Below are 25,237 nucleotides of genomic sequence, written 5' to 3' on the forward strand. Positions count from 1 at the left end.
GCTAGCGCGGCACCACCGAAAACCGCCGCAGCTCCAGCGCGGGGTTCTTCGCCCGCACCTCGGCGATCCGTTCGGCGGAGACCTCGCCCACGGCCACCCCGGTCTGTTCACCGAGCGACGTGACGACCACGCCCATCGGGTCCACGAGCATGCTGGTGCCCGACCCGGTCGGCGCGGCCTGGCCCGCGGCGGCGACGTACAGCGTGTTCTCGATCGCGCGGGCGCGGACCAGCGTGCTCCAGTGGTACTCCTTCAGCGGCCCGGGCACCCACTCGGCCGGCAGCAGCACGACGTCGGCGCCCGCGTCGGCCAGCCGCCGCGTGACCTCGGGAAAGCGGAGGTCGTAACACGTCTGCAGGCCGAAGCGGAGGCCGTCGACCTCGAACGTCTCCGGCTCGGTGATCTCCCCGGCGCGCACGACGTCGGACTCGCGGAAGCCGAACGCGTCGTACAGGTGGATCTTGCGGTAGCGCGCCACCACGCCGTCCGGACCGGCCGCGACCAGGGTGTTGGAGATCCGCGCCCCGTCGAGCCGCTCGTTCATGCCGCCGACGATCGTGACGCCCCGCGCGGCGGCCAGCGAGAGCAGGCCCGTCACGAACTCGCCGTCGAGCGCTTCGGCGGAGTCCACGAACCGCCGATCCATCGCCGGGACCGTGAACATCGCGTACTCGGGCAGCACGACCACCCGCGCGCCGCGGTCGGCCGCGTCGCCCACGAGCTTCGTGATCAGCGTCAGGTTGGCGGCCTTGTCGTCGCCGGGCGCGTACTGCGCCAGTGCCACGTGCGTCATGCGGGTTCCTTCCGGGGAGGGGCGGGCATGCGGTCGAGCTTGCCGAGCACGACCGTGTAGCAGAAGATCCCGGCGAGCAGCACCACGCCGGTGACGAGGAACGCGCCGGCGAACGAGCCCGTCACGTCCACGACGGCCCCGGTCACGATCGGCGCGGCGATGCCGATCATGTTGGCGACGAAGTTGACCAGCCCGCCGAGGGTGCCGGAGCAGCCTTCCGGCGCGATGACCGCGACGATGCTGGACCCGGCGGGCACCGACACGGCGAGCCCGGCGGCGCCGATCGACAGGAACACCAGGGCCACCGCGACCGACCCGGCGTACGCGGCCCCGGCGACCGACAGCGAGACCAGCATGCTCACCACGAGCACGATCCGCCGCGCCTTGGTCTCGTCGCCGCTGCGGGCGATCAGCCGGTCCAGCACGATCCCGCCGACGAGGAACTGCGCGAGCACCGCGACCAGCCACGGGATCATCGTGTAGAAGCCACCGGCCAGCAGCTTCACGCCGAACTGCTTCTCCAGGTAGCCCGGGAGCCAGGTCAGCAGCACGTAGTAGGCGTAGGTGTAGGACGCGTACCCGAGCGCGAGGCCCCAGGTCTTGCGGCGGCGCAGCAGGTGGCCCAGGCCCGTGAGCGAACTCGGCGCCGGCGCGTCTTCGTCGTCCGCGCCGCCCTCGCGCAGGTACGCGAACTCCTCGGGCGACAGCCGCCCGCGTTCGAGGGCCTGCTTCGGTGTCAGGTAGAGCAGCCACCACACGAGGAGGTAGCCGAGGCTGAGGACGCCGGTGAAGACGAACGCCGCGTGCCAGCTGAACACCGTCACGAGGAACGCCATCACCGGGATGCCGAGGACGTTGGAGATCTTGGCGCAGCCGTCGAAGATCGCGGTGGCGCGGCCGCGCTCGGACCGCGGGAACCACTGGCCGATCGCCTTCCAGCCCGCCGGGATGGTGGGCGCCTCGCCGAAGCCGAGCACCAGCCGCGAGACCAGGAGCAGGCCGAGCCCGCCCGCCGACGCCGTCAGGAACGACGCGATCGCCCACAGGACGGCGGCGGCGCGGTTGACCCAGCGGACGCCGATCCGGTCGAGGATCGCGCCGATCGGCAGCTGCAGCACCGCGTACGTCCACAGGAACGCCGAGGCCACGACGCCGAGCTGGGCCGCGCTGAGGTGGAACTCGCGCATCATCTCGGGCCCGGCGATGGACAGGTTGACGCGGTCGACGTAGTTGACGAACGACCCGACGCCGAGCACGCCGGCGATCGTCCACCGGGTCCTCTTCCGCGTCGCGGCGCGGACCGCGGTCGTCATCGCGCCTGCTTCGCGAGCGACGTGGTCTCCTCGAAGGCGGCGGTGAGCCCGGCCACGAGGGCGCCGTGCTGCATCGTCAGCGCGAGCTGCCCGGCCCCGTGGGCGAGGGCGAACTCCTTCTCCTCACGGCTCCACGCGGGCAGGACCCACGGCTTCCCGGCCGCGCGGGCCGCGTCGGCGACGCGCTTCAGATCGGCGAAGTCGCCTTCCTCGCGGCTGTACGCGCCCCGCTCGCGCCGCAGCGAGAGGTCGGACGGCCCGACGAAGACACCGTCCACTGTGTCCAGTGCGAGGATTTCGGCGATGTCTTCGAGCGCGCCGGCGTCCTCGATCATCGGCAGGCAGCGCGTGCCGCGGTCCTGCTCGGCGACCCATTCGTCGGTGAAGCCGCGGTAGCCGGTGGTGCGGCCGCCGGCGAAGCTGCGGTCGCCCAGTGGCGGGAACTTCGCGTACGCCGTCACGGCCTTGGCGTGCGCCGCGTTCTCGACGTGCGGGATGACGACCGCGTCGGCGCCGAAGTCGAGGGCCTGCTGGATCGGGCCGCGTTCCGGGCCGAGGACCTTGGCGAGCACCTCCAGGCCCAGCGCGCGCAGGAACGGGACGAACCGCTCGAGGTCGGCCAGGTCGAACGCGCCGTGCTCGATGTCGAGGACGGCGGCGCCGTAGCCGATCCCGCGGGCGATTTCGGCCGCGGCGAACGAGGGATCGGAGAGCCAGACGGCGTAGCGGCGGTCGGCGGGGACTGGGGACATCGGGAACCTCCTGCGCACGGACGACGGTAGCTCCGGTCGTTGTGTGCACCGTGTATACACGATGGATATCTGTGGGTCCAGACGCTAAGCTGGCCGCCGGGACGACGAGGGGAGAGGCATGACGACCAGCGCACCGGCCGGGCCGGCGCGGGACCGCGTGTACGCCTGGCTGCGCGACGGGATCATCGCGGGCGAGCTCGAAGGCGGCCGGTTCCTGGACGAGCAGTGGGTGTCCGGCGTGGTCGGGGTGTCCCGGACACCGGTCCGCGAGGCGTTCCACCGCCTGGAGGCCGAGCGCTTCATCAGCCTGCTGCCCCGCAAGGGCGCACAGGTCCGCACGGTCACCGCGCGCGAGCTGGAGGAGGTCTACCAGAGCCGCCGGCTGATCGAGGGGCACGCGATCGGCGAGGTCTGCGCGGCCCGGGCGGGGGCGCCCGCGGAGATGGCCGGCCTGATCGAGGAGATGGACCGGGCCGGGAAGGCCCGCGACTGGTTCGCGGTCTCCGGCCTGGACCGCGCGTTCCACCGCGCGATCGTCAACGCGGCGGGCAACTCCGTGCTGACCGAGCTGTACGACACGCTGCGCTCGCGCCAGCAGCGCGTCGCCGTACGGGCCCTGGAGGCCCGGCCGGAGCGGCTCCCGGTGATCGACGCCGAGCACCGCGCGCTGGTGGCCGCCCTGGACGCGCACGACGCCGAGGAAGCGCTGCGGATCCTGAACCAGCACCTGCGCCCGGTCGCGGAAGTGGTCTCGGCCCTCGACCGCGGCTGATTCGGCGCGGCGCTGCTGCCGGGATCGGCCGCCTGCACGGCGAAAACCGTGGGGACCGGGGTGCCGCACAGACCCGGAAGCAGCGGTGACCGGCTGGGTCACGCAGATACTCAAGGGGGACTACGCCGCGGCCTGCCGATCGAGCGCCGCGGTCGCCGAGGACCAGCGCCTGGTACGTGGGCGACATCGAACTGACGGCGTGATCGGCGCCGGGAGCGACGGTCCCACCAGGCGCGCGGCCAGCGCACCCGGCCACCCGAATGATAGGAATGGCCGGTGACCGAACCGAACCTGATCGAAGCCGCCGCGGCCGAGGCCGTCACGCTGACCAGCGAGCTCATCCGCATCGACACGACCAACACCGGCGACCCCGACACGCTGGTCGGCGAACGGGCGGCGGCCGAGTACGTCGCGGAGAAGCTGACCGACGCCGGCTACGAGATCACCTACGTCGAGTCGGGCGGGAAGAACCGGCACAACGTGATCGTCCGGCTCGAAGGCGCCGACCGGTCCCGCGGCGGGCTGCTCATCCACGGCCACCTCGACGCCGTCCCCGCCGACGCCTCCGAGTGGTCGGTCCACCCGTTCTCCGGCGCGGTCCAGGACGACTACGTCTGGGGCCGCGGCGCGGTCGACATGAAGGACATGTGCGGGATGGCGCTCGCGCTGGCCCGGCACTACAAGATGAACAACGTCGTGCCGCCGCGCGACCTCGTCTTCGCCTTCCTCGCCGACGAAGAAGCCGGCGGCAAGTACGGCGCCCAGTGGCTCGTCGAGAACCGCCCCGAGCTGTTCGAAGGCGTCACCGAGGCGATCAGCGAGGTCGGCGGCTTCTCGATCACGCTCAAGGACGACGTCCGCGCGTACCTGATCGAGACGGCCGAAAAAGGCATCCGCTGGATGAAGCTGCGCGTGCGCGGCACCGCCGGGCACGGCTCGATGATCCACCGCGACAACGCCGTCACCAAGCTGGCCGAGGCCGTCGCGAAGCTCGGCAACCACCGCTTCCCGCTGGTGCTCTCCGACTCCGTGAAGGAGTTCCTCGCCGGCGTCACCGAGATCACCGGCTGGGACTTCCCCGAGGACGACCTCGAAGGATCGGTCGCCAAGCTGGGCAACATCTCCCGGATGATCGGCGCGACCCTGCGCGACACCGCCAACCCGACGATGCTCACCGCCGGGTACAAGTCGAACGTCATCCCGTCGGTCGCCGAAGCCACCGTGGACTGCCGGATCCTGCCGGGCCGCCTCGAGGCGTTCAACCGCGAGCTCGACGAGCTGCTCGGGCCGGACATCGAGAAGGAGTGGATGGAGCTCCCGCCGGTCGAGACGACGTTCGACGGCGCCCTCGTCGACGCCATGACCGCCGCCGTGCTCGCCGAAGACCCGGGCGCGAAGACGCTGCCGTACATGCTTTCCGGCGGCACGGACGCGAAGTCGTTCCAGGACCTGGGCATCCGCAACTTCGGCTTCGCGCCGCTCAAGCTGCCCGCGGACCTCGACTTCTCGGCGCTGTTCCACGGCGTCGACGAGCGCGTCCCGGTGGAGGCGCTGAAGTTCGGCACCCGCGTGCTGGACCGGTTCCTGCGCACGTCCTGATGACCGCGTTCGCGCTCGCCGACGGCACGTCCCTGCAGGTGGTGCGCAGGGGCGACCCGAGCGCGCCGGTCACCGTGGTGTTCGTCCACGGCTACGCGCTCGACCAGCGCAGCTGGGGCCGGATCGCGCCGCTGGTGCCGGACGCCGCCGACGGGCCGGTGGCCGTGCTGACCTACGACCAGCGCGGCCACGGCGGCTCGGGGCGGGCGCGGCGCGGCACCGCGACGATGGCGCAGCTCGGCGACGACCTCGCCGAGCTGCTCGAGCGCGAGGTCCCGGCCGGCCGGGTGGTGCTGGTCGGGCACGACATGGGCGGCCTGGCGATCATGTCGCTGTCCCAGCGGCACCCGGCGTTGTTCGCGGCGCGGGTTTCGGGGCTGGTGCTGCTCGCGACGTCGTCGGGGACGCTCGCCACCGAGGTCTCGGCGGCCTGGCCGAACGCGCTGGGCAAGCTGGCGCGCGACCTCGAAGCGGTGCTCGGCTCGAAGCTCTTCGGCGTGGTGCGGGAGCACACGAGCCGGGCGGTCAGCGCGGGCCTGCGGTGGTGGCTCTTCGGCGACGACCCGGACCCGGAGCTGGTCGAACTGACGGTGAAGATGATCCGCGGGAACTGGCCGCACACGGTGTCGCTCTTCCGCCCGGCGCTGGACGCCTACGCCCGGGACGCGGCGTTGGCGCAGGTCGCGGGCTTGCCGGTGACGGCGATCGTGGGGGAGCGGGACCGGATCGTCCGTGCGTCCGACGTCGAGCAGTGGGCCGCGGGCCTCGACGACGGTACGGCCGTGGTGCTGCCCGGCGTCGGGCACGTCGTGCCGCTGGAGGCCGCGGCGCAGGTGCTGCCGCGGGTGGTCGCGCTGGTCAACACCGGTTACCGACAAGACGAGAGTTCTTGACAACATCTTTGTTCGGCTGGATGCTGGGCGCATGTTCTCCGTGGCGGTGATCGAAGACCCGGCCGCGGCCGAGGTCTCGCTGGACCCGATCCGCGCCCGGCTGCTGGCCGAACTGGCCGAGCCGGCGTCGGCGACCATGCTGGCCGCGCGCGTCGACCTGCCGCGCCAGAAGGTCAACTACCACCTGCGGGCCCTGGAAGCGCACGGGCTGGTGGAGCTGGTCGAGGAGCGGCGGAAGGGCAACGTCACCGAACGGATGATGCGGGCGACGGCGTCGTCGTACGTCATCTCGCCGGCCGCGCTCGCCGCCGTCCAGCCCGACCCGGCGCAGTCGCCGGACCGGCTCTCGGCCCGCTGGCTGCTCGCCGTCGCCGGCCGGCTGGTGCGGGACGTCGGCGTGCTGATCACCGGCGCGGCGAAGGCCGAGCGGCGCGTCGCGACGTTCGCGCTCGACGGCGAGATCCGGTTCGCCTCCGCGGCCGACCGGGCCGCGTTCGCCGAGGAGCTCGCTACCGCCGTCACCACCCTGGTCGGCAAGTACCACGACGAAACGGCCGAGAAGGGCCGCCCGCACCGGGTGGTCGTCGCCGTCCACCCGAGCGTCCCGGAGGAGACCGCCAGTGGGGCATGAGTTCGAGGCGACCGACGTCGCCGAGGTCGACGCGACGCCGGAGCAGGTGTGGGAGGCCATCGCGACGGGGCCGGGCGTCGACTCGTGGTTCATGGGCCGCAACGAGGTCGAGGGCGGCACCGGCGGCGTGGTCCGCGGTGCCTTCGGCGGGTACCAGCCGGAGTACCGGATCCGGGAGTGGGACCCGCTCGAAAAGCTCGTCTACGGCAGCGATCCCGCGCCGGACGGGAGGAAGATCGCCTACGAGTTCCTCATCGAGGGCCGCGAGGGCGGCAGTGCGGTGATCCGCTGCGTCACCAGCGGCTTCTTACCCGGCGACGACTGGGAGGACGAGTTCGAGGCGATGACCGCGGGCAACGCGCTGTTCTTCCGCACGCTGGTCGAGTACGTGACGCACTTCGCCGGCCGCACGGCGGTGCCGGTGACCGCGTTCGGTCCGCCGGTGGGGGACTGGCCCGCCGCCTGGGCTCGGCTGGGCAGCGCACTGGGGCTGTCTTCGCGGCCCGCGATCGGCGACCGGGTCTCCCTCGGCGGAGTCGTCTACGCGGCCAACGACCAGACGGTGGGGATCCGCACGGCGGACGCGATGCTTCGGTTCATGAAGGGCTTCCACGGCCCGATGGTCGCGTCCCACCACCTCTTCGCCCCGGGGTCGGACGCCGAAGCGGAAGAGAAGTCCTGGACCGACTGGCTGAACCGCGTGTTCGGTTAGGTCGGCAGCGCGCCCGGGAGGCTTTCGTTCGTCTTCTTGCGCCGCAGCCAGACCCGGCGCGTGCCGTCGGCGTACAGCCGGACGTTCCGCAGTTCCCAGCCCGCGAACTCCGCGTGGATGGAGAGCTGGATCGCCGCCGCACGCCGGGACACGCCCGGGGGGAGGTGCAGACGGCGATACTCCCAATCCCCTTCGACCACCGCCTCGCTGACCGCTGTCATGGCTGGATCACCTGGGTCCCTTCTCCGGCGGCTGAGCCGACGAGCACCCGGCCGCTCTTCTCGTCCACCCCGACCGAGTCCGGCTGGCGCACGGTGGGGAACCGGTACTTCTCGACGGGCTCGCCGCCGCGGACGTCGAACCCCACCACCTCGTTGCGTTCGGTGAGCGTCACCCAGGCCAGGCTCCGCTGCGAGTCGTAGGCGATCCCGTACGCGCCCCCGGGCACCGGGTAGCGCTGCCGCATGATCAGCGGCGAAGCTGAGAACGCGATCAGCGCGCCCGCGCGCGCGTCCGTCACCAGCACGCGCCCGAAGGAGTCCGCCACCGCGTTCGCGGCGCCGTCGCCCGCGCGCAGGCCTTCGTTGACCTTGCCGGCGGCGACGTCGACCGAGAACACCGCGGTCCGCAGCCGGTCCAGCACCACGACGCCCTTGCCGGTGTCCACGACGTCGTCGGCGCTGTAGAGCTGCCCGCCGATCGTCCGCGCCGGACCCGTCGCCGGCAGCACCTGGATGTCCTTCGCCGGCCCCATCGCCACCAGCCGGTCGGCGCCGTAGGCGATGCTCGACGCGGGCTGCCCGCCCGTCTTCGTCTCCGTGAGCTTCCGGGCCGGCAACGACAGCTGCTGCACCACACCCTGCGCCGGCTCGGCGATCTCGACCCGCCCGGGCGCCACGGTCAGCTTCTCCGCCTTGCCGTATAACGGCATATTCACCGGGGGCGACGCGAGCGCGTTCAAGTCGTAGAGCTGCAAAGACGGCGGTTGAGCGAGAGCCACGACGAGGGTCCCCTGGGCGACGGCCAGGGCCGACACCGATCCGGTGGGGAGCACCTGACCGGCGGGCCGCACGGTCACGGCGGGGGAGACCGCCGGCTTCGCCGCGACGGGGTTCGCGACGATCTGCAGCTCGTCGCTGTCGGACTTGGCCGACGAGCAACCCGAGAGCACCAGGACACCGGCGAGCGGGATCGCGATCCACGACACGGCGGCGAACCGACGCACGTTGCTGCCTCCAGGTGTCCCTCGACGGGCGGTCAACACCAGCATCCTCCACGATCGTCTTGCCGTCACGCGCATGTCACCCAACAGACACCTAATGCGGCCAGCGCTCCGGGTAGCCGACCTCGATGGCGCTGACGTCGTCGAGCGCCGAGCGGATCGCCGGCGGCAGGGTGATGTCCTCCGCCGCCAGCGAGCCGGTGAGCTGACCGGTGTCCCGGGCGCCCACGACCGGGGCGACGACGCCCGGCCGGTCGCGGACCCAGGCGAGCGCCACGGCCAGCGGAGACGTGCCGAGCCCGTCGGCGGCGGTGGCGACCGCCTGCACGATCCGGGCGGCGCGGTCGGTGCGGTGGTGCTCGACGTACCCGGCGTACGCGCTGTTCGCGCCGCGCGAGTCGGCGGGCGTGCCGGTGCGGTACTTGCCGGTCAGCACCCCGCGGCCCAGGGGCGCCCAGGGCAGCAGCCCGACGCCGTGGTGCTCGGCGGCCGGGACGACCTCGCGGTCGACCCCGCGTTCGAGCAGGGAGTACTCGACCTGGGTGGAGACGATGGGAGCGACCGCGGCGGCGCCGGCGGCGGCCGTCGCCAGCTGCCAGCCGGCGTAGTTCGAGACGCCGACGTACCGAGCCTTTCCGCTGGTCACGGCGTACTCGAGGGCGGCGAGGGTCTCGGCGATCGGTACGCAGGTGTCCCAGGCGTGCAGCTGCCACAGGTCGACGTGGTCGGTGCCGAGGCGCTTGAGCGAGCCGTCGAGCGCGGTGAGCAGGGCGCCGCGGGAGGCGCCGCCGCCGAAGGGACCGTCGGTGCGCCGGGCGACCGCCTTGGTCGCGAGGACGACGTCGTCGCGGGGCACGAGGTCGCCGAGCAGGGAGCCGAGCACCCGCTCGCTCTCGCCCTCGCCGTAGATGTCGGCCGTGTCCACCAGGGTGCCGCCGGCGTCCACGAAGGCGACCAGCTGGCTGGCGGCCTCTTCCGCGTCGGTGTCGCCACCCCAGGTCATGGTGCCGAGCGCCATCCGCGAGACGCGCAGTCCCGAGCGGCCGAGCAGTCGCTTTTCCACGACCGCCGAGCCTAGTGGGCTCCCCCGTCCGGACCTGACCAAGGTGAGTCGTGTCGCCCCCAAGGGCCCCCGTTAGGGTCTGGCCCCGTGCGACTCGGACTGAATCTCGGCTACTGGGGAGCGGGGAACGACCCCGCGAACCTGGCCCTGGCGAAACAAGCGGACGACCTGGGCTACGCCGTCGTGTGGGCGGCGGAGGCGTACGGCTCGGACGCCGTGACCGTGCTGACCTGGATCGCGGCGCAGACGTCGCGGATCGACGTCGGCGCCGCCGTGCTGCAGATCCCGGCCCGGACCCCGGCGATGACCGCCATGACCGCCGCGACCCTCGACACGCTCTCGGGCGGCCGGTTCCGGCTCGGCCTGGGCGTGTCCGGCCCGCAGGTGTCCGAGGGCTGGCACGGTGTGCGGTTCACCTCGCCGCTGGGCCGCACCCGCGAGTACGCCTCGATCGTGCGGTCGGCGCTGCGGCGCGAACGGCTGAAGTTCGAGGGGGAGCACTTCACGCTGCCGCTGCCGGACGGCCCCGGCAAGGCGCTGCGGCTGACCGTCCGGCCCGCGCGCAAGCACATCCCGCTCTACCTGGCCGCGATCGGCCCGAAGAACCTGGAGCTGACCGGCGAGATCGCCGATGGCTGGCTGCCGGTGTTCTTCTCGCCCGCCCACGCGGGGGAGCAGCTGGCGCAGCTGCGGACCGGCGCCGAGCGGGCCGGCCGGACCCTCGACGGCTTCGACGTCGTCCCGACCGTGCCGCTCGTCCCGGGTGACGACTGGAAGGCGTGCGCGGACGCCGTCCGCGGCTACGCGGCGCTCTACCTCGGCGGCATGGGCAGCCGGGAGAAGAACTTCTACAACCGGCTGGCCGGCCGGATGGGCTTCGAAGCCGAAGCCGCCGACGTGCAGGAGAAGTACCTGGCCGGCGACCGCGCCGGGGCGATGGCGGCGGTGCCGCTGGAGTTCCTCGACGCGACGTCGCTGCTGGGCCCGAAGGAACGGATCGCGGAGAAGATGACCGAATTCGCCGAGGCCGGCGTGACGACCCTGTCGGTGTCGCCGTTCACCCCCGACCCGGCCGGTGCGCTGACCACCGCCGTCGAGGCGCTCGAGCTGGCGGGGGTGGCCTGACGTGGGCTGGTTCGAAGCACTCGTCCTGGGCCTGGTCCAGGGCCTGACCGAGTTCCTCCCGATCTCCTCGAGCGCGCACCTGCGGATCGTCGCGGCGCTCGTCGGCTGGGACGACCCGGGCGCGGCGTTCACCGCCGTCACCCAGATCGGCACCGAGCTGGCGGTGATCATCTACTTCGGCAAGAAGATCGGGAAGATCCTGCAGGCCTGGTTCTTCTCACTGTACAAGCGGGAGTGGCGCCAGGACCCGGACGCCCGGCTGGGCTGGCTGATCATCGTCGGCTCGCTGCCGATCGTGGTGCTCGGCCTGCTGCTGCAGGACCAGATCGACAGCGCGTTCCGCGACCTGCGGATCACCGCCAGCGTGCTCATCGTGTTCGGCCTGATCCTGCTCTACGCCGACCGGACCGGGAAGCAGGAGCGGACGCTGGACCACCTGACGGTCCCGCACGGGCTCGGCTTCGGCTTCGCCCAGGCACTGGCGCTGATCCCGGGCGTCTCCCGCTCGGGCGGCACGACCAGCGCGGGCCTGCTGCTGGGCTACACCCGCGCCGAGGCGGCGGAGTACTCGTTCCTGCTGGCGCTACCCGCGGTGTTCGGCTCGGGTGTGTACAAGCTCAAGGACATCGGCTCGGGCGGCGTGCCGGCCCAGTGGGGCCCGACGATCCTGGCGACGCTGGTCGCGTTCGGGGTCGGGTACGTGGTGATCGCGTGGCTGATGTCCTACATCAAGACGCGCAGCTTCGTGCCGTTCGTGGTCTACCGGCTGGTCCTCGGCGTGCTGCTGTTCGTGCTGATCTTCACCGGTGTGCTCGATCCGAACGCGGGCCCGGTCGGCCACTGATCGCGTCCACGTAGGGTGGGGGCCGTGAGTACGGTCATTCTGCTCCGGCACGGCAAGTCGACGGCCAACGGCTCCGGCATCCTCGCCGGGCGGTCCCCGAAGGTCAGCCTCGACGACACCGGCCGCGCCCAGGCGGAGAAGCTCGTCGAACGGCTCGACGGCGTGCCCCTTTCGGGGCTCGTCGTCTCGCCCATGCTGCGGTGCAAGCAGACCGTCGGCCCGCTCGCCTCCGCGCGCGGTCTGGACAAGGTCGTCGAGCCCGGGCTGTCCGAAGTGGACTACGGTGACTGGACCGGCAAGGAGCTCAAGCACCTGGCGAAGGAGCCGCTCTGGCGGGTCGTGCAGGCGCACGCGTCGGCCGCGGTCTTCCCCGGCGGCGAGGGGCTCGCGGCGATGCAGGCGCGGTCGGTGGCCGCGGTCCGCGCGCACGACCGGCGGATCTCCGCCGAGCACGGCGACCACGCGGTCTGGCTCCTGTGCAGCCACGGCGACGTGATCAAGTCCATCCTCGCCGACGCCCTCGGCCAGCACCTGGACGCGTTCCAGCGGATCGTCGTGGACCCCGCGTCCATCTCGGTCGTGCGCTACACCGAAACGCGGCCGTTCGTCATGCGGGTCAACGACCACGGCGGCGACCTGCGCGGGATCGTGCCGCCGGAGCCCAAGCCGAAGCGGGGCAAGAAGGCCGTTTCGGGCAGTGACGCGGTCGTGGGCGGTACCACCGGCCGGTGAGCCTGGCCACCTCCGGAAAGCGCTGACATCGGCACAGGTGGACCACGTAGGGTGGCGGGACCGAGTGTTGTACCCCCACCAGGAGCCTGCCCCGATGATTTCGCCGGACAACCCGTTCGCCGCACCCAGTGAGCTGCCCTACGCCCTGCCGCCGTTCGACCGGATCGCCGACGAGCACTACCGGCCCGCGTTCGAAGCCGGGCTGGCCGAGCACGCGGCGGAGATCGACCAGATCGCGGCGCAGGACGCCGAGCCGACCTTCGAGAACACCATCGTCGCGCTCGAGCGCGCGGGTGAGCTGCTGAGCCGGGTCGCGAGCGTGTTCTACAACCTTTCCGGCTCCAACAGCACCGACGAAATCCAGGCGATCCAGGCGGAGTTCGCGCCGAAGCTGGCCGCCCACCACGACGCGATCCACCTGAACCCGAAGCTGTTCGCCCGCATCGACGCGCTGCACGCGAAGCGGGACGAGCTCGGCCTGGACTCCGAGTCGCGGCGGCTGCTCGAGCGCCGGCACCTCGACTTCAGCCGTGCGGGCGCCGGGCTGGGCGAGGCCGAGCAGGCCCGCCTGCGCGAGCTGAACGCGCAGCTGTCCACGCTGCAGACGAAGTTCCAGCAGAACCTGCTGAAGGACACCAACGAGCTGGCCGTCGTCATCGACGACCGCGCCGAGCTGGCCGGCTTCGGCGACGGCGCGATCGCCACCGCGGCCGAAGCCGCCTCCGCCCGCGGTGAGGACGGCAAGTACGTCATCCCGCTGACGCTGCCGACGAGCCAGGCGTCGCCGCTGGAGACGTTGACCGACCGCGACGTCCGCGCACGGATCCACGCCGCGTCGATGGCGCGGGGCAACCGCGGCAACGACTTCGACAACAACGCCCTCGTCGCCGAGATCGCGCACCTGCGGGCGGAGCGGGCCGCGCTGCTCGGCTACCCGAACCACGCGGCGTACGTCATCGCCGACGAAACGGCGAAGACCGCCGAGGCCGCGGCCGGCCTGCTGGAGCGGCTGGCGCCCGCCGCCGTCGCGAACGCCCGCACCGAAGCCGCGGAACTGCAGCGGCTGCTGGAAGCCGACGTCCCCGGGGCGACGCTGCGTCCGTCGGACTGGCCGTACTACGCCGCCCAGGTCCGCCGCGAGCGCTTCGACGTCGACACCGAGGCGCTGCGGCCGTACTTCGAAGCCGACCGCGTGTACCTCGACGGCGTCTTCTTCGCCGCCACCAAGCTGTACGGCCTCACCTTCACCGAGCGCACGGACCTGCCGAAGTACCACCCGGAGGTCCGGACCTTCGAGGTGTTCGACGCCGACGGCACGCCGCTCGGGCTGTACCTGCTCGACCTCTACGCCCGGGACGCCAAGCGCGGCGGCGCGTGGATGAACACGTTCGTCGACCAGTCCGGGCTGCTGGACCGCAAGACGGTGGTGGTCAACGTCCTCAACGTCGGCAAGCCGCCGGCGGGGGAGCCGACCCTGCTCACCTTCGACGAGGTCGTCACCGCGTTCCACGAGTTCGGCCACGCGCTGCACGCCCTCGTCTCGGCGGTCCGCTACCCGACGTTCTCCGGCACCAACGTGCCGCGCGACTTCGTCGAATACCCGTCCCAGGTCAACGAGATGTGGATGCTGTGGCCCGAGGTGCTGGCCAACTACGCCAAGCACCACGAGACGGGGGAGGCCCTGCCGCAGGAGCAGGTCGACAAGCTCCTCGCCGCCCAGCAGTACGGCGAAGGCTTCGCCACCACCGAATACCTGGCGGCGTCGCTGCTCGACCAGGCCTGGCACCGCCTCGGCGTCGACGACCGCGTGGAGGAGGTGCAGCGGTTCGAGACGGACGCGCTCGTCAAGGCGGGCGTCGCGGTCGAGGCCATCCCGCCGCGCTACCGCACGACGTACTTCGCCCACGTGTTCAGCGGCGGCTACAGCGCCGGGTACTACTCGTACATCTGGAGCGAAGTCCTCGACGCCGACACGGTTCAGTGGTTCCGGGAGAGCGGGGGACTGACCCGCGACAACGGCGACCACTTCCGCCGCACGTTGTTGGGCCGGGGCGGCAGCATCGACCCGATGGACGCCTTCCGGGCTTTCCGCGGCCGCGACCCCGAGATCGAACCGCTCCTGGCCCGCCGCGGCCTCACCGGAGTCTGATCTCCTCCTCTTAGTGTATAACGACCTATACTGCGGGGCTCGGTTTTCAAAAACCCGAGCCCCGCAGTCGTTATCCCCGCCCGAAAACACAGCCAAGACGGGCGGAGGCGGCTCGACCTGCACGGGCGCGGGTTCCTGCTGGTTCAGCTGGGGCCGCATCACGCACGGGGTGACCCGAAGTTCGTGCGGGGCACGGTGAAGAACCAGTGGACGTGGTGGTTCGACGCGGGGTCGTTCGACCCGGCGTGGTTCGACCGGATCCACAGCATGAGGCTGACGAGTCACTGCTGATCGTCGCGCTCGCGAGTTCGGAGAATGCCCGCTCGGCTAGGAGACCAGCTGCAGCCAGGCTTTCGCGAGGGCGCAGTGACCGGCCGGGGTGGGGTGCACGCCGTCTTCGGACCAGTGTTCCGGTCCGGTTTCCGTGGAGCGACGGTGCTGTGGGGTTTCAAGGTGATCGTCATGCGGTCGACCGTGGCGGTGGCGGCTGGCGGGGGACGCACACGGCGCTGGCATCCCCCGCCCGAGGCGTGTCAGGCGCCCGAAATGATGTGGTCGACGAAGCCGTACGAAAGGGCTTCTTCAGCGTCGAACCAGCGGTCGCGGTCGGCGTCGGCCGTGATGCGTTCGACGCTCTGGCCGGTCTGGCGGGCGGTGATTTCGGCGATGCGGCGCTTCATCTTGCCGAAGACCTCGGCCTGGATGGCGATGTCGGTGGCGGCGCCGCCGATGCCGGCGGAGGGCTGGTGCATGACGATGCGGGTGTTGGGCAGCAGGTAGCGCTTTCCGGGGGTGCCGGAGGAGAGCAGGAACTGGCCCATGGAGGCGACGAAACCGAGGCCGTAGGTGGCGACGTCGGGTTTGACGAGCTGCATGGTGTCGTAGATGGCCATGCCGGCGGTGACGGAGCCGCCGGGGGAGTTGATGTAGAAGGTGATGTCCTTCGCCGGGTCGTCGGCGGCGAGCAGGAGGAGCTGGGCGATGAGGCGGTTGGCGACGTCGTCGTTGACCTCGGAGCCGAGGAAGACGATGCGGTCGCGCAGGAGCTGCTGGTAGACCGAGTCTTCGGGTGGGGTGCTCGGGGCCTGCTGCATGTCGGGTGCGGCGAGAAGGGTCATGGGGTGACGGTAGGGCCGCGGGGCGGGCCGGAGGTGGCGGTTTCGCTGTGAGCGTGCGGAGTTCGCTGCCGGCGATCACGCGAAAGGGCCGCCGTCCACACCGGACGGCGGCCCTTGGTGACTGCGGAGGCTCAGATGAGGCCGAGCTTCTGCACGGTGTCGCGTTCTTCGATGAGCTCGGCGACGGAGGCGTCGATGCGGGCGCGGGAGAAGTCGTCGATCTCGAGGCCCTGGACGATCTCGTACTTGCCGTTCTTGGCGGTGACGGGGAAGGACGAGATGATGCCCTCGGCGACGCCGTAGGAGCCGTCGGAGACGACGCCGGCGGAGGTCCAGTCGCCGTCCGGGGTGCCGTTGACCCAGGTGTAGACGTGGTCGATGGCGGCGGAGGCGGCCGAGGCGGCGGAGGAGAGGCCGCGGGCTTCGATGATGGCGGCGCCGCGCTTGGCGACGGTCGGGATGAAGTCGCTCTCGAGCCAGGCCTGGTCGACCTCGACGGCCTTGCCGCCGACCTCGGCGTGCTGGACCGAGGGGTACTGGGTGGCGGAGTGGTTGCCCCAGATGGCGAGCTTCTTGAGCTCGGTGACGGGGACGCCGAGCTTCTTGGAGAGCTGGGCGAGGGCGCGGTTGTGGTCGAGGCGGGTCATCGCGGTGAAGCGGTCGGCGGGCACGTCGGGGGCGTGCGAGCGGGCGATGAGGGCGTTGGTGTTGGCGGGGTTGCCGACGACGAGGACCTTGATGTCGTCGGCGGCGCCGGCGTTGATGGCTTCGCCCTGGGGCTTGAAGATGCCGCCGTTGGCCTCGAGGAGGTCGCCGCGCTCCATGCCCTTGCTGCGGGGGCGGGCGCCGACGAGGAGGGCGATGTTGGTGCCTTCGAAGGCCTGCTTGGGGTCGTCGAAGATGTCGATGCCGGCCAGGAGGGGAAACGCGCCGTCGTCGAGCTCCATGGCGGTGCCCTCGGCCGCCTTGACCGCCTGCGGGATCTCGAGGAGCCGCAGCTTCACCGGGACGTCCTGGCCGAGGAGCTGACCGGACGCGATGCGGAAGAGCAGCGCGTAGCCGATCTGGCCGGCGGCGCCGGTGACGGTCACGTTGACAGGGGCTTGGGTCATTGCGGTACTCCAGCTTGAGACGACTTTGGCTAGTGCCTTGGAGCCTATCCCTCCTCGTGGTCGCCGGTCGGGTGCGTCCAGTCACTCTCGCGTGGTCGCTTCCGGGGGTCCGGGTGGCGAAGCCCCCGGCCCGGGGCGAAGCCCCGGTTGGCGCAGATCGATCAGGTATCGGAGACGTTGGCGGCGAGGCGGTGGAGGAGGTCGGCGAGCTGGGCGATCTCGGCGTCGGACAGGCCTTTTCGCATGCGTTCGTCGTGGGCGATGGCGGCCGAGGCGAGGCGGAGGAAGAGCTGTTCGCCCTCGGGGGTGAGGGTGACCAGGTGGACGCGGCGGTTCTCGGGGTCGCGACGGCGGGTGACCAGACCGGCGGTTTCCATGCCGTTGAGGTGGTGGGTGAGGGTCGCGCCCTGGACGCCGACGGCGTCGGCGAGTTCGCGCTGGTTGGCGACGGGTCTGGTTTTGAGGGAGATCAGGATCTGCCAGACGGGCTGGGAGCCGCCGGCGGCGGCGAGGGCCTGGTCGAACGCGCGGCCCGCGGTTTTGGCGGTGCGGGCGAGGACGACGCCGATGGGGGCGGTGGCGGGTGCTGGCACGGGGTGGACCTTACCGCAGAGGTCTAAGCGTTTGACATCTAATCATTAGATATCTAACGTTGGCCGCATCGAACCGGAAGGGGGACGCGATGAGCGTCGACGAAGAGATCCACGAGTTCGGCCGGGTTTGGGCGGCCGCGGAGGAGCGCGGGGACACCGAGGTCCTGGCCGGCCTGGTCACCGACGGTTTCCGCCTGGTCGGCCCGCTCGGTTTCGTCCTGGACCGCGACCAGTGGCTGGGGCGCTACGCCGGCGGCGGGCTGGTCACCGACAAGCTGGACTGGACCGACGTCGAGGTCCGCGACTTCGGCGGCACGGCCATCGCGATCGGCGTCCACGAGCAGCTCGCGACCCACCAGGGCAACCCGGCGAACGGCAAGTTCCGCGCCACCCACGTCCTGATCCGCGACGACGACCGGTGGCGCCTGGCCGGCATCCACCTCAGCCCGATCGGCGGTCCGCGGCCGTTCGCGCCGGGAGGGGACGGGCGATGAGCGTCGCACTGAACCACACGATCGTGTGTGCCACCGACCGGGAGAAGTCGGCGGAGTTCCTCGCCGGGATCCTGGGCCGCGCACCGGGCCGCTCGTGCCGGTCCGGCTCGCGAACGGCGTCACGCTGGACTACCTGCGGGTGGACCGCGTGACGAGCCAGCACTACGCGTTCCTGGTAGGCGAGGACGACTTCGACGCCGCGTTGGCGCGGATCGAGCGGGCCGGCGGCCCGGACGGCCACAACCTGGAACTGCTGACGAGGGGGTAGCCGTGCGGCTGAGCATCGGGGTCACGGACTTCTCCTGGCCGGACAAGCTGACCGACGCGCTGGCGGGCATCGCGGTGGCCGCCGAGGACGCCGGGCTCGACACGCTGTGGGTGCCCGACCACCTGCTGCAGGCCGACCCGAACAGCACGCCGGACTCGGCGATGCTGGAGGCCTACACGACACTGGGGTTCCTGGCCGCCCGCACCGGCCGGATCGGGCTGGGGACGATGGTCTCGGCGGTGACGTTCCGGCCGCCGGCGCTGCTGATCAAGGCGGTCACGACGCTCGACGTCCTGTCCGGCGGGCGGGCCCGGTTCGGCATCGGCGCCGGGCACCACGACGGCGAGGCGCGGGCGATGGGCCTGCCGTTCCCGCCGGTGGGCGAGCGCTTCGAGCGGATGGAGGAGACCGTCCGGCTGGCGCTGCGGATGTGGGACGGCGACTCCTCGGCGTTCGAGGGCGCGCACTACCGGCTCGACCGTCCGATCGGGAACCCGCGGCCGGTGCGCCGCCCGCGCGTGCTGATCGGCGGGGCGGGTGAGCGCCGGACCCTGCGGCTCGTGGCGCGGTACGCCGACGCGTGCAACGTGTTCGACGTCCCGGACGGGGGTAAGACCGTTCGGCACAAGCTGGCCGTCCTGGCGCGACACTGCGAAGAGGCCGGGCGGCCGTACGGGGAGGTCGAGAAGACGATCAGCACGCGGCTGTCGCCCGGGGAGTCCGCTGAGTCGTTCGCGCGGCGGTGCGCGGAGTTCGCGGAGTGGGGGATCGAGCACGCGGTGGTGATCACGGCCGGGCCGTGGCGGGCGGCGGACGTGGCGACGCTGGGCCGGGTCGCCGGCTTCCTGGCGGAGTGAAACGATCAAGCCCGGACGTCGCGGGGTGATCGCGGACGGCGGACGGCGGTCCGGCGGTGCGAAATCGTTTTCCGGTCCCCTTTGTTCGTGGCCCGTGAAATGGCGGCTCGAAATTATCGGTATACCGCGTGGCGGGACGGCTACTGCGTGTTGCTCCGTTCAGCGGGGTTTCGGACCATGATCCATTCGCTACCATGGTCGGCGCCCCCGTCCCCATTGGGAATGTATTGGGAAGGATTCCGATGCTTTCTGCGGTCGTTGCTGCCGTTTTGGCGCTGTCCTCTGTGGTCACCACGCATTCGTGGAACACTCCGCCGCCGCCCGACAAAATCGTCATCGACGTCGTGAACGCCATCGGCACGGGCTGTCCGCCGAACACGTCCGCGGTGGCGGTTTCGCAGGACAACACGGCGTTCACCGTGACCTACAGCGCTTACACCGCGCTGGTCGGGGTCGGCGCCGGGCCGCTGGACGCGCGGAAGAACTGCCAGATCGGCCTGCGCGTGCACGTTCCGCAGGGGTTCACCTACGGAATCGCGCAGGCCGACTACCGCGGATTCGCGCACCTGGAACGCGGCGCGACCGGCCTGGAAAGAGCGAACTACTATTTCCAGGGCAATTCTCCGACCGCGTACGTCCAGCATCCGCTGACGGGGCCGTTCGAGGACGACTGGTATTTCACCGATTCGACGGAGGTCGGTGCGATCGTGTTCAAGCCGTGTGGTGAGGAACGCAATCTGAACATCAACACGGAATTGCGGACCGCGGCCGGGACGTCGGATCCGAAGAAGACGACGAGCTACGTCACGATGGACTCGACCGACGGCAGCATCACCACGGTGTACCACTTCGCGTGGCTGCAGTGCCCGTGACCGGGACGCGGTGAACCGGGGCGGCGCGGGCGCGCGCCGCCCCGGTGGTCACTTCTTCGCGGGGGCGCGGGGGTCGGTGGCCTGGAGGTCGAAGACGCCGCCCAGGGAGACGAGTGCTTCGTCGAGGTGGCTGAGGCTGGAGAGGACGGCGCGGGTTTCGGCTTGGTCGACGCGGTCGGACACGGGGGTGCCGTCGTCGCGCACGAGCGTGCCGGGTGTGGGGCCACCCGGTGCGTCGAGTGCTTTGCGGAGGACGTCGATGTTGGCCAGGAGCCGGCCGGTGAACTGGCGGAGGCGGTCGGTGTCGGGGCCGGCGAGCATGCCGGGCTGGGCGCGGGCGGCGACGTGGCGGGCGCGGAAGGCGATGGTTTCGAGCGTGGTGAGGACGTGCCAGCCGTAGTCGCGGCGGGCGCTGCGGAGGTTGACCGGGTGGGTGAGCGGTTCGACGGTGGTGCGGACCTGTTCGACGGCGCGGTCGAGGTCGCGGGAGAGTTCGATGATGTTGACGTTCTCCTCGCCGGCGAGCAGGTCGCGCGCGTGCTCGAGGAACTCTTCCAGTTCGTCCAGGACGGCGCCGATGTCGTCGAGCATGACCGAGCGGGTGCGGACCGGGACGATGACGACGGCGGCGAGGATGCCCGCGGCGGCGCCGACGGCGGTTTCGGCGACGCGGATCCAGAGCACGGCGAGGCTGAAGGTGCCGAGCAGGCTGTAGAGCAGGCCGAGCATGCTGGTGATGAAGAAGGCCATCACGACCTGGGAGACGCGGGCGGTGTAGACCATCCCGAACACGCAGACCAGGATCAGCGAGAGCGTCGCCGGGGTGTTGCCGCCGACCAGGAGCGCGAGCAGGACGCCGCCGACGATGCCGATGAGGGTGCCGCCGAGGCGGCGGACGCCCTTGACGAAGGTGGCGCCGGCGCTGGAGGCGCCGATGAACACGACGAAGACGGTGAGCACGGCCCAGTACCAGCGCTGGTGGGAGACGAGGGTGCCGCCGAGCACGGCGAGCCCGCCGCCGACGACGGCCTGGATGGCGCTGCGGGTGCGGTTGTCGTAGGCGAACGCGGGCGTCGGCTCGTCGTCGTCTTCGTCGTCGAGGGGGTCCACTGTGGACTCGGGCGCGGCGGCGCGCTGGGCGCGGTCGTCGGCCAGGGCGAGCTCGGCGAGGGCCTTGCGGACGCCGTCGCCGGGTGCGGCGTGCTCGTCGATGCGGCTGCCTTCGACGAGCATCCGGCTGTACTCGCCGGTCTGGCTGATCAGCGGGAGCTCGCGCGGGTCGCGTTCCATCAGGGCGCGGAAGCGGGCGAGGCGGGCGATGAGGTCGTCGCGGACGTCCGCGGCGAGCTCGTCGGAGCAGGTGCGCTGGACGGTGATGGCCAGCCACTGGACGGCGAGCTCGACTTCGATGGCGCGGCGGCGCAGCCGGTCGGCGGCGCGGGCGTCGACGACGTCGGGGGAGGCGTCTTCGATGAGCAGGACGCACTCGTGGAGCCGGGCCAGTGCGTGGCGGAGCTGTTTGCGGGTGCGCTCGCTGCCGTTGACGGCGAGGTGGGCCTCGGCGGCCCGCACGACGGCGGCGAGCCGCGCGCGGAAGGCGCGGCGCACGCGCAGGAACTCCGCCTCGGGCTTGTGGCGCAGCAGGACGAACCGGACCACGGCGTTGGCGAGGACGCCGACCCCGAGCGCCATCACCAGCTGCGGCACCTGTGCGAGGTGTGCCTGCAGGAACATCGGGAAGAAGAACAGGAAGAACCCGATCGACCCGAGCGCGGTGCCGCGGGCGCCGAAGCGCTGGGCGTAGACCGCGACGAAGATCAGCAGGACGAACACGATGCTGTCCATCGGCGGTAGCGCGGAGCCGAGGCTGGCGACGGTGATGGACGCGGCCCCGGTGAGGAACGCCAGCACGAGGGTGACGGCCTGGCCGCCGGGGGTGGGGTCGTTGACGGTGAACGCCGTCATCATGGCGGCGATGGCGCCGACCAGCATCACGGTGAGCGGGACGTGCGTGGGCAGCAGCGCGGCCACGGCGAGGACGATGCCGAGCACGGCGGAGCCGGCCAGCCGCAGCCGGACCAGGCCGGGGTCGGCCGCGGCCAGCCGGTCGAGCGCGGCGGTGCGGAAGTGGTTCATCGGGCGAGCAGCTCCCACTGGGCGAGGGTGGTGCGGCGGCCGCGGGTGGCGGTGATCCGCAGCCGGTAGCGCGGGTGGGCCGCCGGGGCGGCGAGCGCGAACGGACGGGTCTGGCGGCGCCAGCGGAACAGCTCGTCCGCGCGTTCGTCCAGGGTGGTCCAGTGCTCGCCGTCGTCGGAGCCTTCGAGGACCCACGCGCTGGGGTCGCCGCGGCGGGTGCCGGAGGTGAGCGTGTACAGCGTGACCTCGCGGGGTTCGCCGGTGACGGTGAACTCGATCGACGGCGTGGCGCTGCCGAAGGTGACCTGGGTGCGGGTGGTGTCGTCGAAGAGCGCGCCGAGGTTCTTGGCGTCCTCGCTGGTGGCGGTGCCGGTGAGGTCGGAGACCGGGTCCGGGTGGGCGGCCGGCGGCGGCGGGGCACCCCAGCCGGCCGGTTCGGTGGCGAGGTCGAAGACCAGCTCGGCGCCGCCGGCGAGGGTGGCGTGGGCGATGGTCGTCGTGTCGTGCGGTTCGCCGTCGACGGTCAGCCCGCGGACGTAGACGGTCTCGTCGGTGTTGCCGGGCGCGCGGACGACGAGCTTCCGCCCCTCGCCCAGGTGCACGGTCGCCTTCTCGAACAGCGGCGACCCGATCGCGTAGCGCGGGCTGCCGACGGCCAGCGGGTAGAACCCGAGGGCGCTGAACACCCACCACGCCGACATCTCGCCGTTGTCCTCGTCGCCGGGGTAGCCCTGGCCGAGCTCGCTGCCCAGGTAGAGCCGTCGCAGCACTTCGCGCACGACGCGCTGGGCCTTCGCGGGCGCGCCGGCGAGGTTGTAGACGTAGGGGATGTGGTGCGAGGGCTGGTTGGAGTGGCCGTACTGGCCCATGCGGACGTCGCGGGCCTCGGTCATCTCGTGGATCAGGCCGCCGTACGCGCCGGGGCGCTGCCCGGTCTCCGGGGTCGCGAAGAACTCGTCGAGCTTCGCTTCGAGGCCCGCGTTGCCGCCGTGCAGCGCGGCGAGGCCGGGGCCGTCGTGGGGTGGGGTGAAGGCGGTGTTCCAGGCGTTGGTCTCGACGAAGTCGCCGCCCCACGCGGCCGGGTCGTACCCTTCGGGACCGAACTTGCGCCGGCCGTCGCGGTGGCGGCCCTGGAAGAAGCCGATCTTCGGGTCGAAGTGGTGGACGTAGTGCTTCGCGCGCTCGCGGAAGTAGGCGGCGTAGTCCGCGTACCTCCGGGCCCGCGGGCCGTCGCTTTCCCGCGAAAGCGCCTCGGACAGGTTCGCGAGGCCGAAGTCGTTGATGCAGCCCTCGAGCGCCCAGGACAGTCCTTCGTGGACGGACACCGGGGTGTAGCCGAGGAAGATCGACTGGTCGAGGCCCTTGCGCCCGACCGAGCGGTGCGGCGGGGTGACGGTGGCGTTCTTCAGGGCGGCGTCGTAGGCGGCCTCGACGTCGAAGTTCCGGACGCCCTTGAGGTAGGCGTCGGCGAACGCGACGTCCGAGCTGGTGCCGGTCATCAGGTCCGCGTAGCCCGGTGAGGACCAGCGGGAGATCCAGCCGCCTTCGCGGTACTGCTGGACGAACCCGTCGACCATCCGGCCGCAGTACTCGGGGGTGAGCAGGGCGTACGCGGGCCAGGTGGTGCGGTAGGTGTCCCAGAAGCCGTTGTTGACGTACAGCTCGCCGTCGACGACCTTCGCGCCGGTGCGGCGCCGGGTGCTCGGCCCCCCGCGCCGCCCCCCCGGGCTGGCGTGCCGGATGCCCTTCGGGGTGTTCTCGTGGGCGACGTTCGGGTAGAGGAACAGCCGGTAGAGGTTGGAGTACAGCGTGGTGCGCTGGTCCTCGGTGGCGCCTTCGACCTCGACCCGGCCGAGCTGCTGCCGCCACAGCTCGCGGGCCTGGTCGCGGACCTGCTCGAACGTCGTCCCGGCCGGGATCTCCAGCTCGAGGTTGCGCTTGGCCTGGGCCAGGCTGATCAGCGACGTCGCGATCCGCAGCGTCGCGTCGGGACCGTCGAACTCGAAGTAGCCCGACACCCGCCGCCACGGTGGGACGCGGACCTTCGCGCCGCGCGTCGCCGGGGCATCGGTGACGCCGTAGACGAACATCCGGCGCGCGCCGGCGGACAGGCGGCTGCGGACGCGGGTGTAGCCGGTGATCACGCCGGTGTCGGCGTTCAGGCGCAGACGGCCGCGGTTGCGGACGTTGTCGAACAGGAGCCAGCCGTGCTTGTCCGGGAAGGTGAACCGCAGGATCGCCGCGTGCGACGTCGGCGCGAGGTCGGCGGTCATGCCGTTGGCGAACCGGACGCCGTAGTGGTGCGGCGAGTCGGTTTCGTCGTCGTGGGAGAAGGCCAGCGCGCGCTTGCGGCGGTCGCGTTCCACCGGGCCGGTGCCCGGTATGACGTGGAAGGTGTGCCGGTCGCCCATCCACGGGCTCGGCTGGTGGGACAGCGCGAACGCCTGCAGCGCCGGGCGGTTCTCCTCGTCGTTGTGGCGGTGGTAGGAGTAGATCCAGTTGGTGACGCCGGCGTCGGTGACCGGGGTCCAGAAGTTGAACCCGTGCGGCACCGCCGTGGCCGGGAAGTTGTTGCCGCGGGAGAAGTCGCCGCTGGAGTGCGTGCCGCGGGTGGTGCGGACGCAGTCGACGGGGTCGCGCGGCGGGTCGGGGCGTTCGGCGACGCGGACGTCGTCGAGCCAGCCGGTGATCTCCCCGGGCGCGTCGGTGCGCAGCACGATCCGGCTGATCCGGCGCCCGGCGAACGCCCCGAGCGGGCGGCGGACGGGGTTCCACTGGTCCACCCAGAGCGTCTTGTCGTCCACCGGGTCGAACCCGGCGGTGGTGCCGTCGGCGAATTCGACGTCGAGGGCGACCCGGGTGGCGTGGTAAGCGGGGATCTCGCCGTCGGCCCGGGGGAAGACCACATAGGACAGCTCGGTCCGTTCGGTGACGGGCGCGTCGAGTTCGAACAGGACGCTGCGGGGACGCGCGGTGTAGCGCAGGGCGCGGGCCCCGGTGAAGCCGACGCCGGTCTTGGCCGTGGGGGAGCGGTCCGGTCCGCTGTCGACCGTCAGCGTGGGGTCCGCCGGCTGCGGATCACCGGTTTCGAAAGACGAGAAGAACACGGCGTCGGGCATGCGCCCACCGTATCGGCCGAACGGCGTAGCGTGTGCTCGACGCGGGGGCGGTCCCGGTGGGGGGAGGT

The 25,237-nt window shown here is 71.6% G+C and carries 25 protein-coding genes; 14 read left to right on the forward strand and 11 right to left on the reverse strand.

The features are described 5' to 3' along the window. Position 1 precedes the first annotated feature (1 nt). The 3 genes from ACIRSS_RS44730 to ACIRSS_RS44740 are packed head-to-tail and all read right to left on the reverse strand — an operon-like array spanning position 2 to position 2,858. A complete protein-coding gene (locus ACIRSS_RS44730; protein WP_400906881.1) occupies positions 2-793 on the reverse strand; it encodes a carbon-nitrogen hydrolase family protein in 792 nt (263 codons plus the stop codon). Continuing rightward, positions 790-2,106, reverse strand: a complete 1,317-nt coding sequence (locus tag ACIRSS_RS44735) for an MFS transporter (RefSeq protein ID WP_400906883.1) — start codon at positions 2,104-2,106, stop codon at positions 790-792. Before ACIRSS_RS44735 ends, ACIRSS_RS44730 begins: the two co-directional genes overlap by 4 nt. Beyond that, a complete protein-coding gene (locus tag ACIRSS_RS44740) occupies positions 2,103-2,858 on the reverse strand; it encodes an HpcH/HpaI aldolase/citrate lyase family protein (RefSeq protein ID WP_400906886.1) in 756 nt (251 codons plus the stop codon). The genes ACIRSS_RS44735 and ACIRSS_RS44740 overlap by 4 nt, the downstream gene beginning before the upstream one ends. Before the next feature lie 118 nt (positions 2,859-2,976). Here ACIRSS_RS44740 and ACIRSS_RS44745 point away from each other — a divergent pair, with 118 nt between their 5' ends. The 5 genes from ACIRSS_RS44745 to ACIRSS_RS44765 all read left to right on the forward strand — a co-directional run bounded on the left by ACIRSS_RS44745 (position 2,977) and on the right by ACIRSS_RS44765 (position 7,465). Continuing rightward, on the forward strand, positions 2,977-3,630 hold the full coding sequence (locus ACIRSS_RS44745) for a GntR family transcriptional regulator (protein ID WP_400906889.1): 654 nt from the start codon (positions 2,977-2,979) through the stop codon (positions 3,628-3,630). A 276-nt stretch (positions 3,631-3,906) separates the two neighbouring features. After that, entirely contained in the window at positions 3,907-5,229 is a 1,323-nt protein-coding gene (locus ACIRSS_RS44750) for a M20/M25/M40 family metallo-hydrolase (RefSeq protein ID WP_400906892.1), read from the forward strand. Further along, positions 5,229-6,122 carry an alpha/beta fold hydrolase gene (locus ACIRSS_RS44755; RefSeq protein ID WP_400906895.1) on the forward strand — a complete coding sequence of 298 codons (894 nt, stop codon included), beginning with the start codon at positions 5,229-5,231 and terminating at the stop codon, positions 6,120-6,122. The genes ACIRSS_RS44750 and ACIRSS_RS44755 overlap by 1 nt, the downstream gene beginning before the upstream one ends. Positions 6,123-6,153: 31 nt before the next feature. Continuing rightward, entirely contained in the window at positions 6,154-6,753 is a 600-nt protein-coding gene (locus tag ACIRSS_RS44760; RefSeq protein ID WP_400906898.1) for an ArsR/SmtB family transcription factor, read from the forward strand. Beyond that, positions 6,743-7,465: an SRPBCC domain-containing protein gene (locus ACIRSS_RS44765; protein WP_400906900.1), complete on the forward strand. Its 723-nt coding sequence runs from the start codon at positions 6,743-6,745 to the stop codon at positions 7,463-7,465. Before ACIRSS_RS44760 ends, ACIRSS_RS44765 begins: the two co-directional genes overlap by 11 nt. Here ACIRSS_RS44765 and ACIRSS_RS44770 read toward each other — a convergent pair. The 3 genes from ACIRSS_RS44770 to ACIRSS_RS44780 form a co-directional block, all read right to left on the reverse strand. Then, complete coding sequence (locus ACIRSS_RS44770) at positions 7,462-7,686, reverse strand: DUF5703 family protein (protein ID WP_400906902.1); 225 nt, start codon at positions 7,684-7,686, stop codon at positions 7,462-7,464. The two genes, ACIRSS_RS44765 and ACIRSS_RS44770, sit on opposite strands and share 4 nt — an antisense overlap. Next, the gene (locus ACIRSS_RS44775) at positions 7,683-8,690 is read right to left on the reverse strand and encodes a YncE family protein (RefSeq protein WP_400906904.1); all 1,008 of its coding nucleotides are present in this window, start codon (positions 8,688-8,690) and stop codon (positions 7,683-7,685) included. Before ACIRSS_RS44775 ends, ACIRSS_RS44770 begins: the two co-directional genes overlap by 4 nt. Positions 8,691-8,781: 91 nt before the next feature. Beyond that, positions 8,782-9,750 (reverse strand): aldo/keto reductase, encoded by a 969-nt coding sequence (locus ACIRSS_RS44780; protein ID WP_400906907.1) that lies wholly within the window; start codon positions 9,748-9,750, stop codon positions 8,782-8,784. Between the two features lie 87 nt (positions 9,751-9,837). Between ACIRSS_RS44780 and ACIRSS_RS44785 the strand changes: the two genes are divergently transcribed. The 5 genes from ACIRSS_RS44785 to ACIRSS_RS44805 all read left to right on the forward strand — a co-directional run bounded on the left by ACIRSS_RS44785 (position 9,838) and on the right by ACIRSS_RS44805 (position 14,891). After that, positions 9,838-10,875, forward strand: coding sequence for an LLM class F420-dependent oxidoreductase (locus ACIRSS_RS44785; RefSeq protein WP_400906910.1), 1,038 nt, complete (start codon positions 9,838-9,840; stop codon positions 10,873-10,875). A gap of 1 nt (position 10,876) precedes the next feature. Beyond that, on the forward strand, positions 10,877-11,719 hold the full coding sequence (locus tag ACIRSS_RS44790) for an undecaprenyl-diphosphate phosphatase (protein WP_400906913.1): 843 nt from the start codon (positions 10,877-10,879) through the stop codon (positions 11,717-11,719). A 24-nt stretch (positions 11,720-11,743) separates the two neighbouring features. Next, entirely contained in the window at positions 11,744-12,451 is a 708-nt protein-coding gene (locus tag ACIRSS_RS44795; protein WP_400906916.1) for a histidine phosphatase family protein, read from the forward strand. Between the two features lie 94 nt (positions 12,452-12,545). After that, entirely contained in the window at positions 12,546-14,600 is a 2,055-nt protein-coding gene (locus ACIRSS_RS44800) for a M3 family metallopeptidase (RefSeq protein ID WP_400906919.1), read from the forward strand. Positions 14,601-14,747: 147 nt separating this feature from the next. Further along, positions 14,748-14,891, forward strand: coding sequence for a DUF6294 family protein (locus ACIRSS_RS44805; protein WP_400907805.1), 144 nt, complete (start codon positions 14,748-14,750; stop codon positions 14,889-14,891). Between the two features lie 242 nt (positions 14,892-15,133). Here the strand turns inward: ACIRSS_RS44805 and ACIRSS_RS44810 are convergent, their stop codons facing one another. The 3 genes from ACIRSS_RS44810 to ACIRSS_RS44820 all read right to left on the reverse strand — a co-directional run bounded on the left by ACIRSS_RS44810 (position 15,134) and on the right by ACIRSS_RS44820 (position 17,423). Then, positions 15,134-15,718, reverse strand: a complete 585-nt coding sequence (locus ACIRSS_RS44810; RefSeq protein WP_400906922.1) for a ClpP family protease — start codon at positions 15,716-15,718, stop codon at positions 15,134-15,136. A gap of 131 nt (positions 15,719-15,849) precedes the next feature. Next, positions 15,850-16,830 (reverse strand): malate dehydrogenase, encoded by a 981-nt coding sequence (locus ACIRSS_RS44815; protein WP_400906924.1) that lies wholly within the window; start codon positions 16,828-16,830, stop codon positions 15,850-15,852. Between the two features lie 161 nt (positions 16,831-16,991). Continuing rightward, positions 16,992-17,423 carry a MarR family winged helix-turn-helix transcriptional regulator gene (locus ACIRSS_RS44820; protein ID WP_400906927.1) on the reverse strand — a complete coding sequence of 144 codons (432 nt, stop codon included), beginning with the start codon at positions 17,421-17,423 and terminating at the stop codon, positions 16,992-16,994. Positions 17,424-17,512: 89 nt separating this feature from the next. On the opposite strand from ACIRSS_RS44820, the gene ACIRSS_RS44825 reads away from it, so the two are divergent. The 4 genes from ACIRSS_RS44825 to ACIRSS_RS44840 all read left to right on the forward strand — a co-directional run bounded on the left by ACIRSS_RS44825 (position 17,513) and on the right by ACIRSS_RS44840 (position 19,914). After that, complete coding sequence (locus tag ACIRSS_RS44825; protein WP_400906930.1) at positions 17,513-17,917, forward strand: nuclear transport factor 2 family protein; 405 nt, start codon at positions 17,513-17,515, stop codon at positions 17,915-17,917. 94 nt (positions 17,918-18,011) lie between these two features. Further along, a complete protein-coding gene (locus ACIRSS_RS44830) occupies positions 18,012-18,185 on the forward strand; it encodes a hypothetical protein (protein WP_400906933.1) in 174 nt (57 codons plus the stop codon). Positions 18,186-18,187: 2 nt separating this feature from the next. After that, complete coding sequence (locus ACIRSS_RS44835) at positions 18,188-19,042, forward strand: LLM class F420-dependent oxidoreductase (protein WP_400906935.1); 855 nt, start codon at positions 18,188-18,190, stop codon at positions 19,040-19,042. 242 nt (positions 19,043-19,284) lie between these two features. Next, entirely contained in the window at positions 19,285-19,914 is a 630-nt protein-coding gene (locus ACIRSS_RS44840) for a DUF4360 domain-containing protein (protein WP_400907808.1), read from the forward strand. A gap of 48 nt (positions 19,915-19,962) precedes the next feature. On the opposite strand, the gene ACIRSS_RS44845 is transcribed toward ACIRSS_RS44840, so the two are convergent. After that, the gene (locus ACIRSS_RS44845) at positions 19,963-22,050 is read right to left on the reverse strand and encodes an FUSC family protein (RefSeq protein ID WP_400906938.1); all 2,088 of its coding nucleotides are present in this window, start codon (positions 22,048-22,050) and stop codon (positions 19,963-19,965) included. Then, positions 22,047-25,169, reverse strand: coding sequence for a GH92 family glycosyl hydrolase (locus ACIRSS_RS44850; RefSeq protein WP_400906941.1), 3,123 nt, complete (start codon positions 25,167-25,169; stop codon positions 22,047-22,049). The genes ACIRSS_RS44845 and ACIRSS_RS44850 overlap by 4 nt, the downstream gene beginning before the upstream one ends. Positions 25,170-25,237: the final 68 nt, after the last annotated feature.

This window comes from Amycolatopsis sp. NPDC101161, from assembly GCF_044768185.1.
Classification (GTDB): domain Bacteria; phylum Actinomycetota; class Actinomycetes; order Mycobacteriales; family Pseudonocardiaceae; genus Amycolatopsis.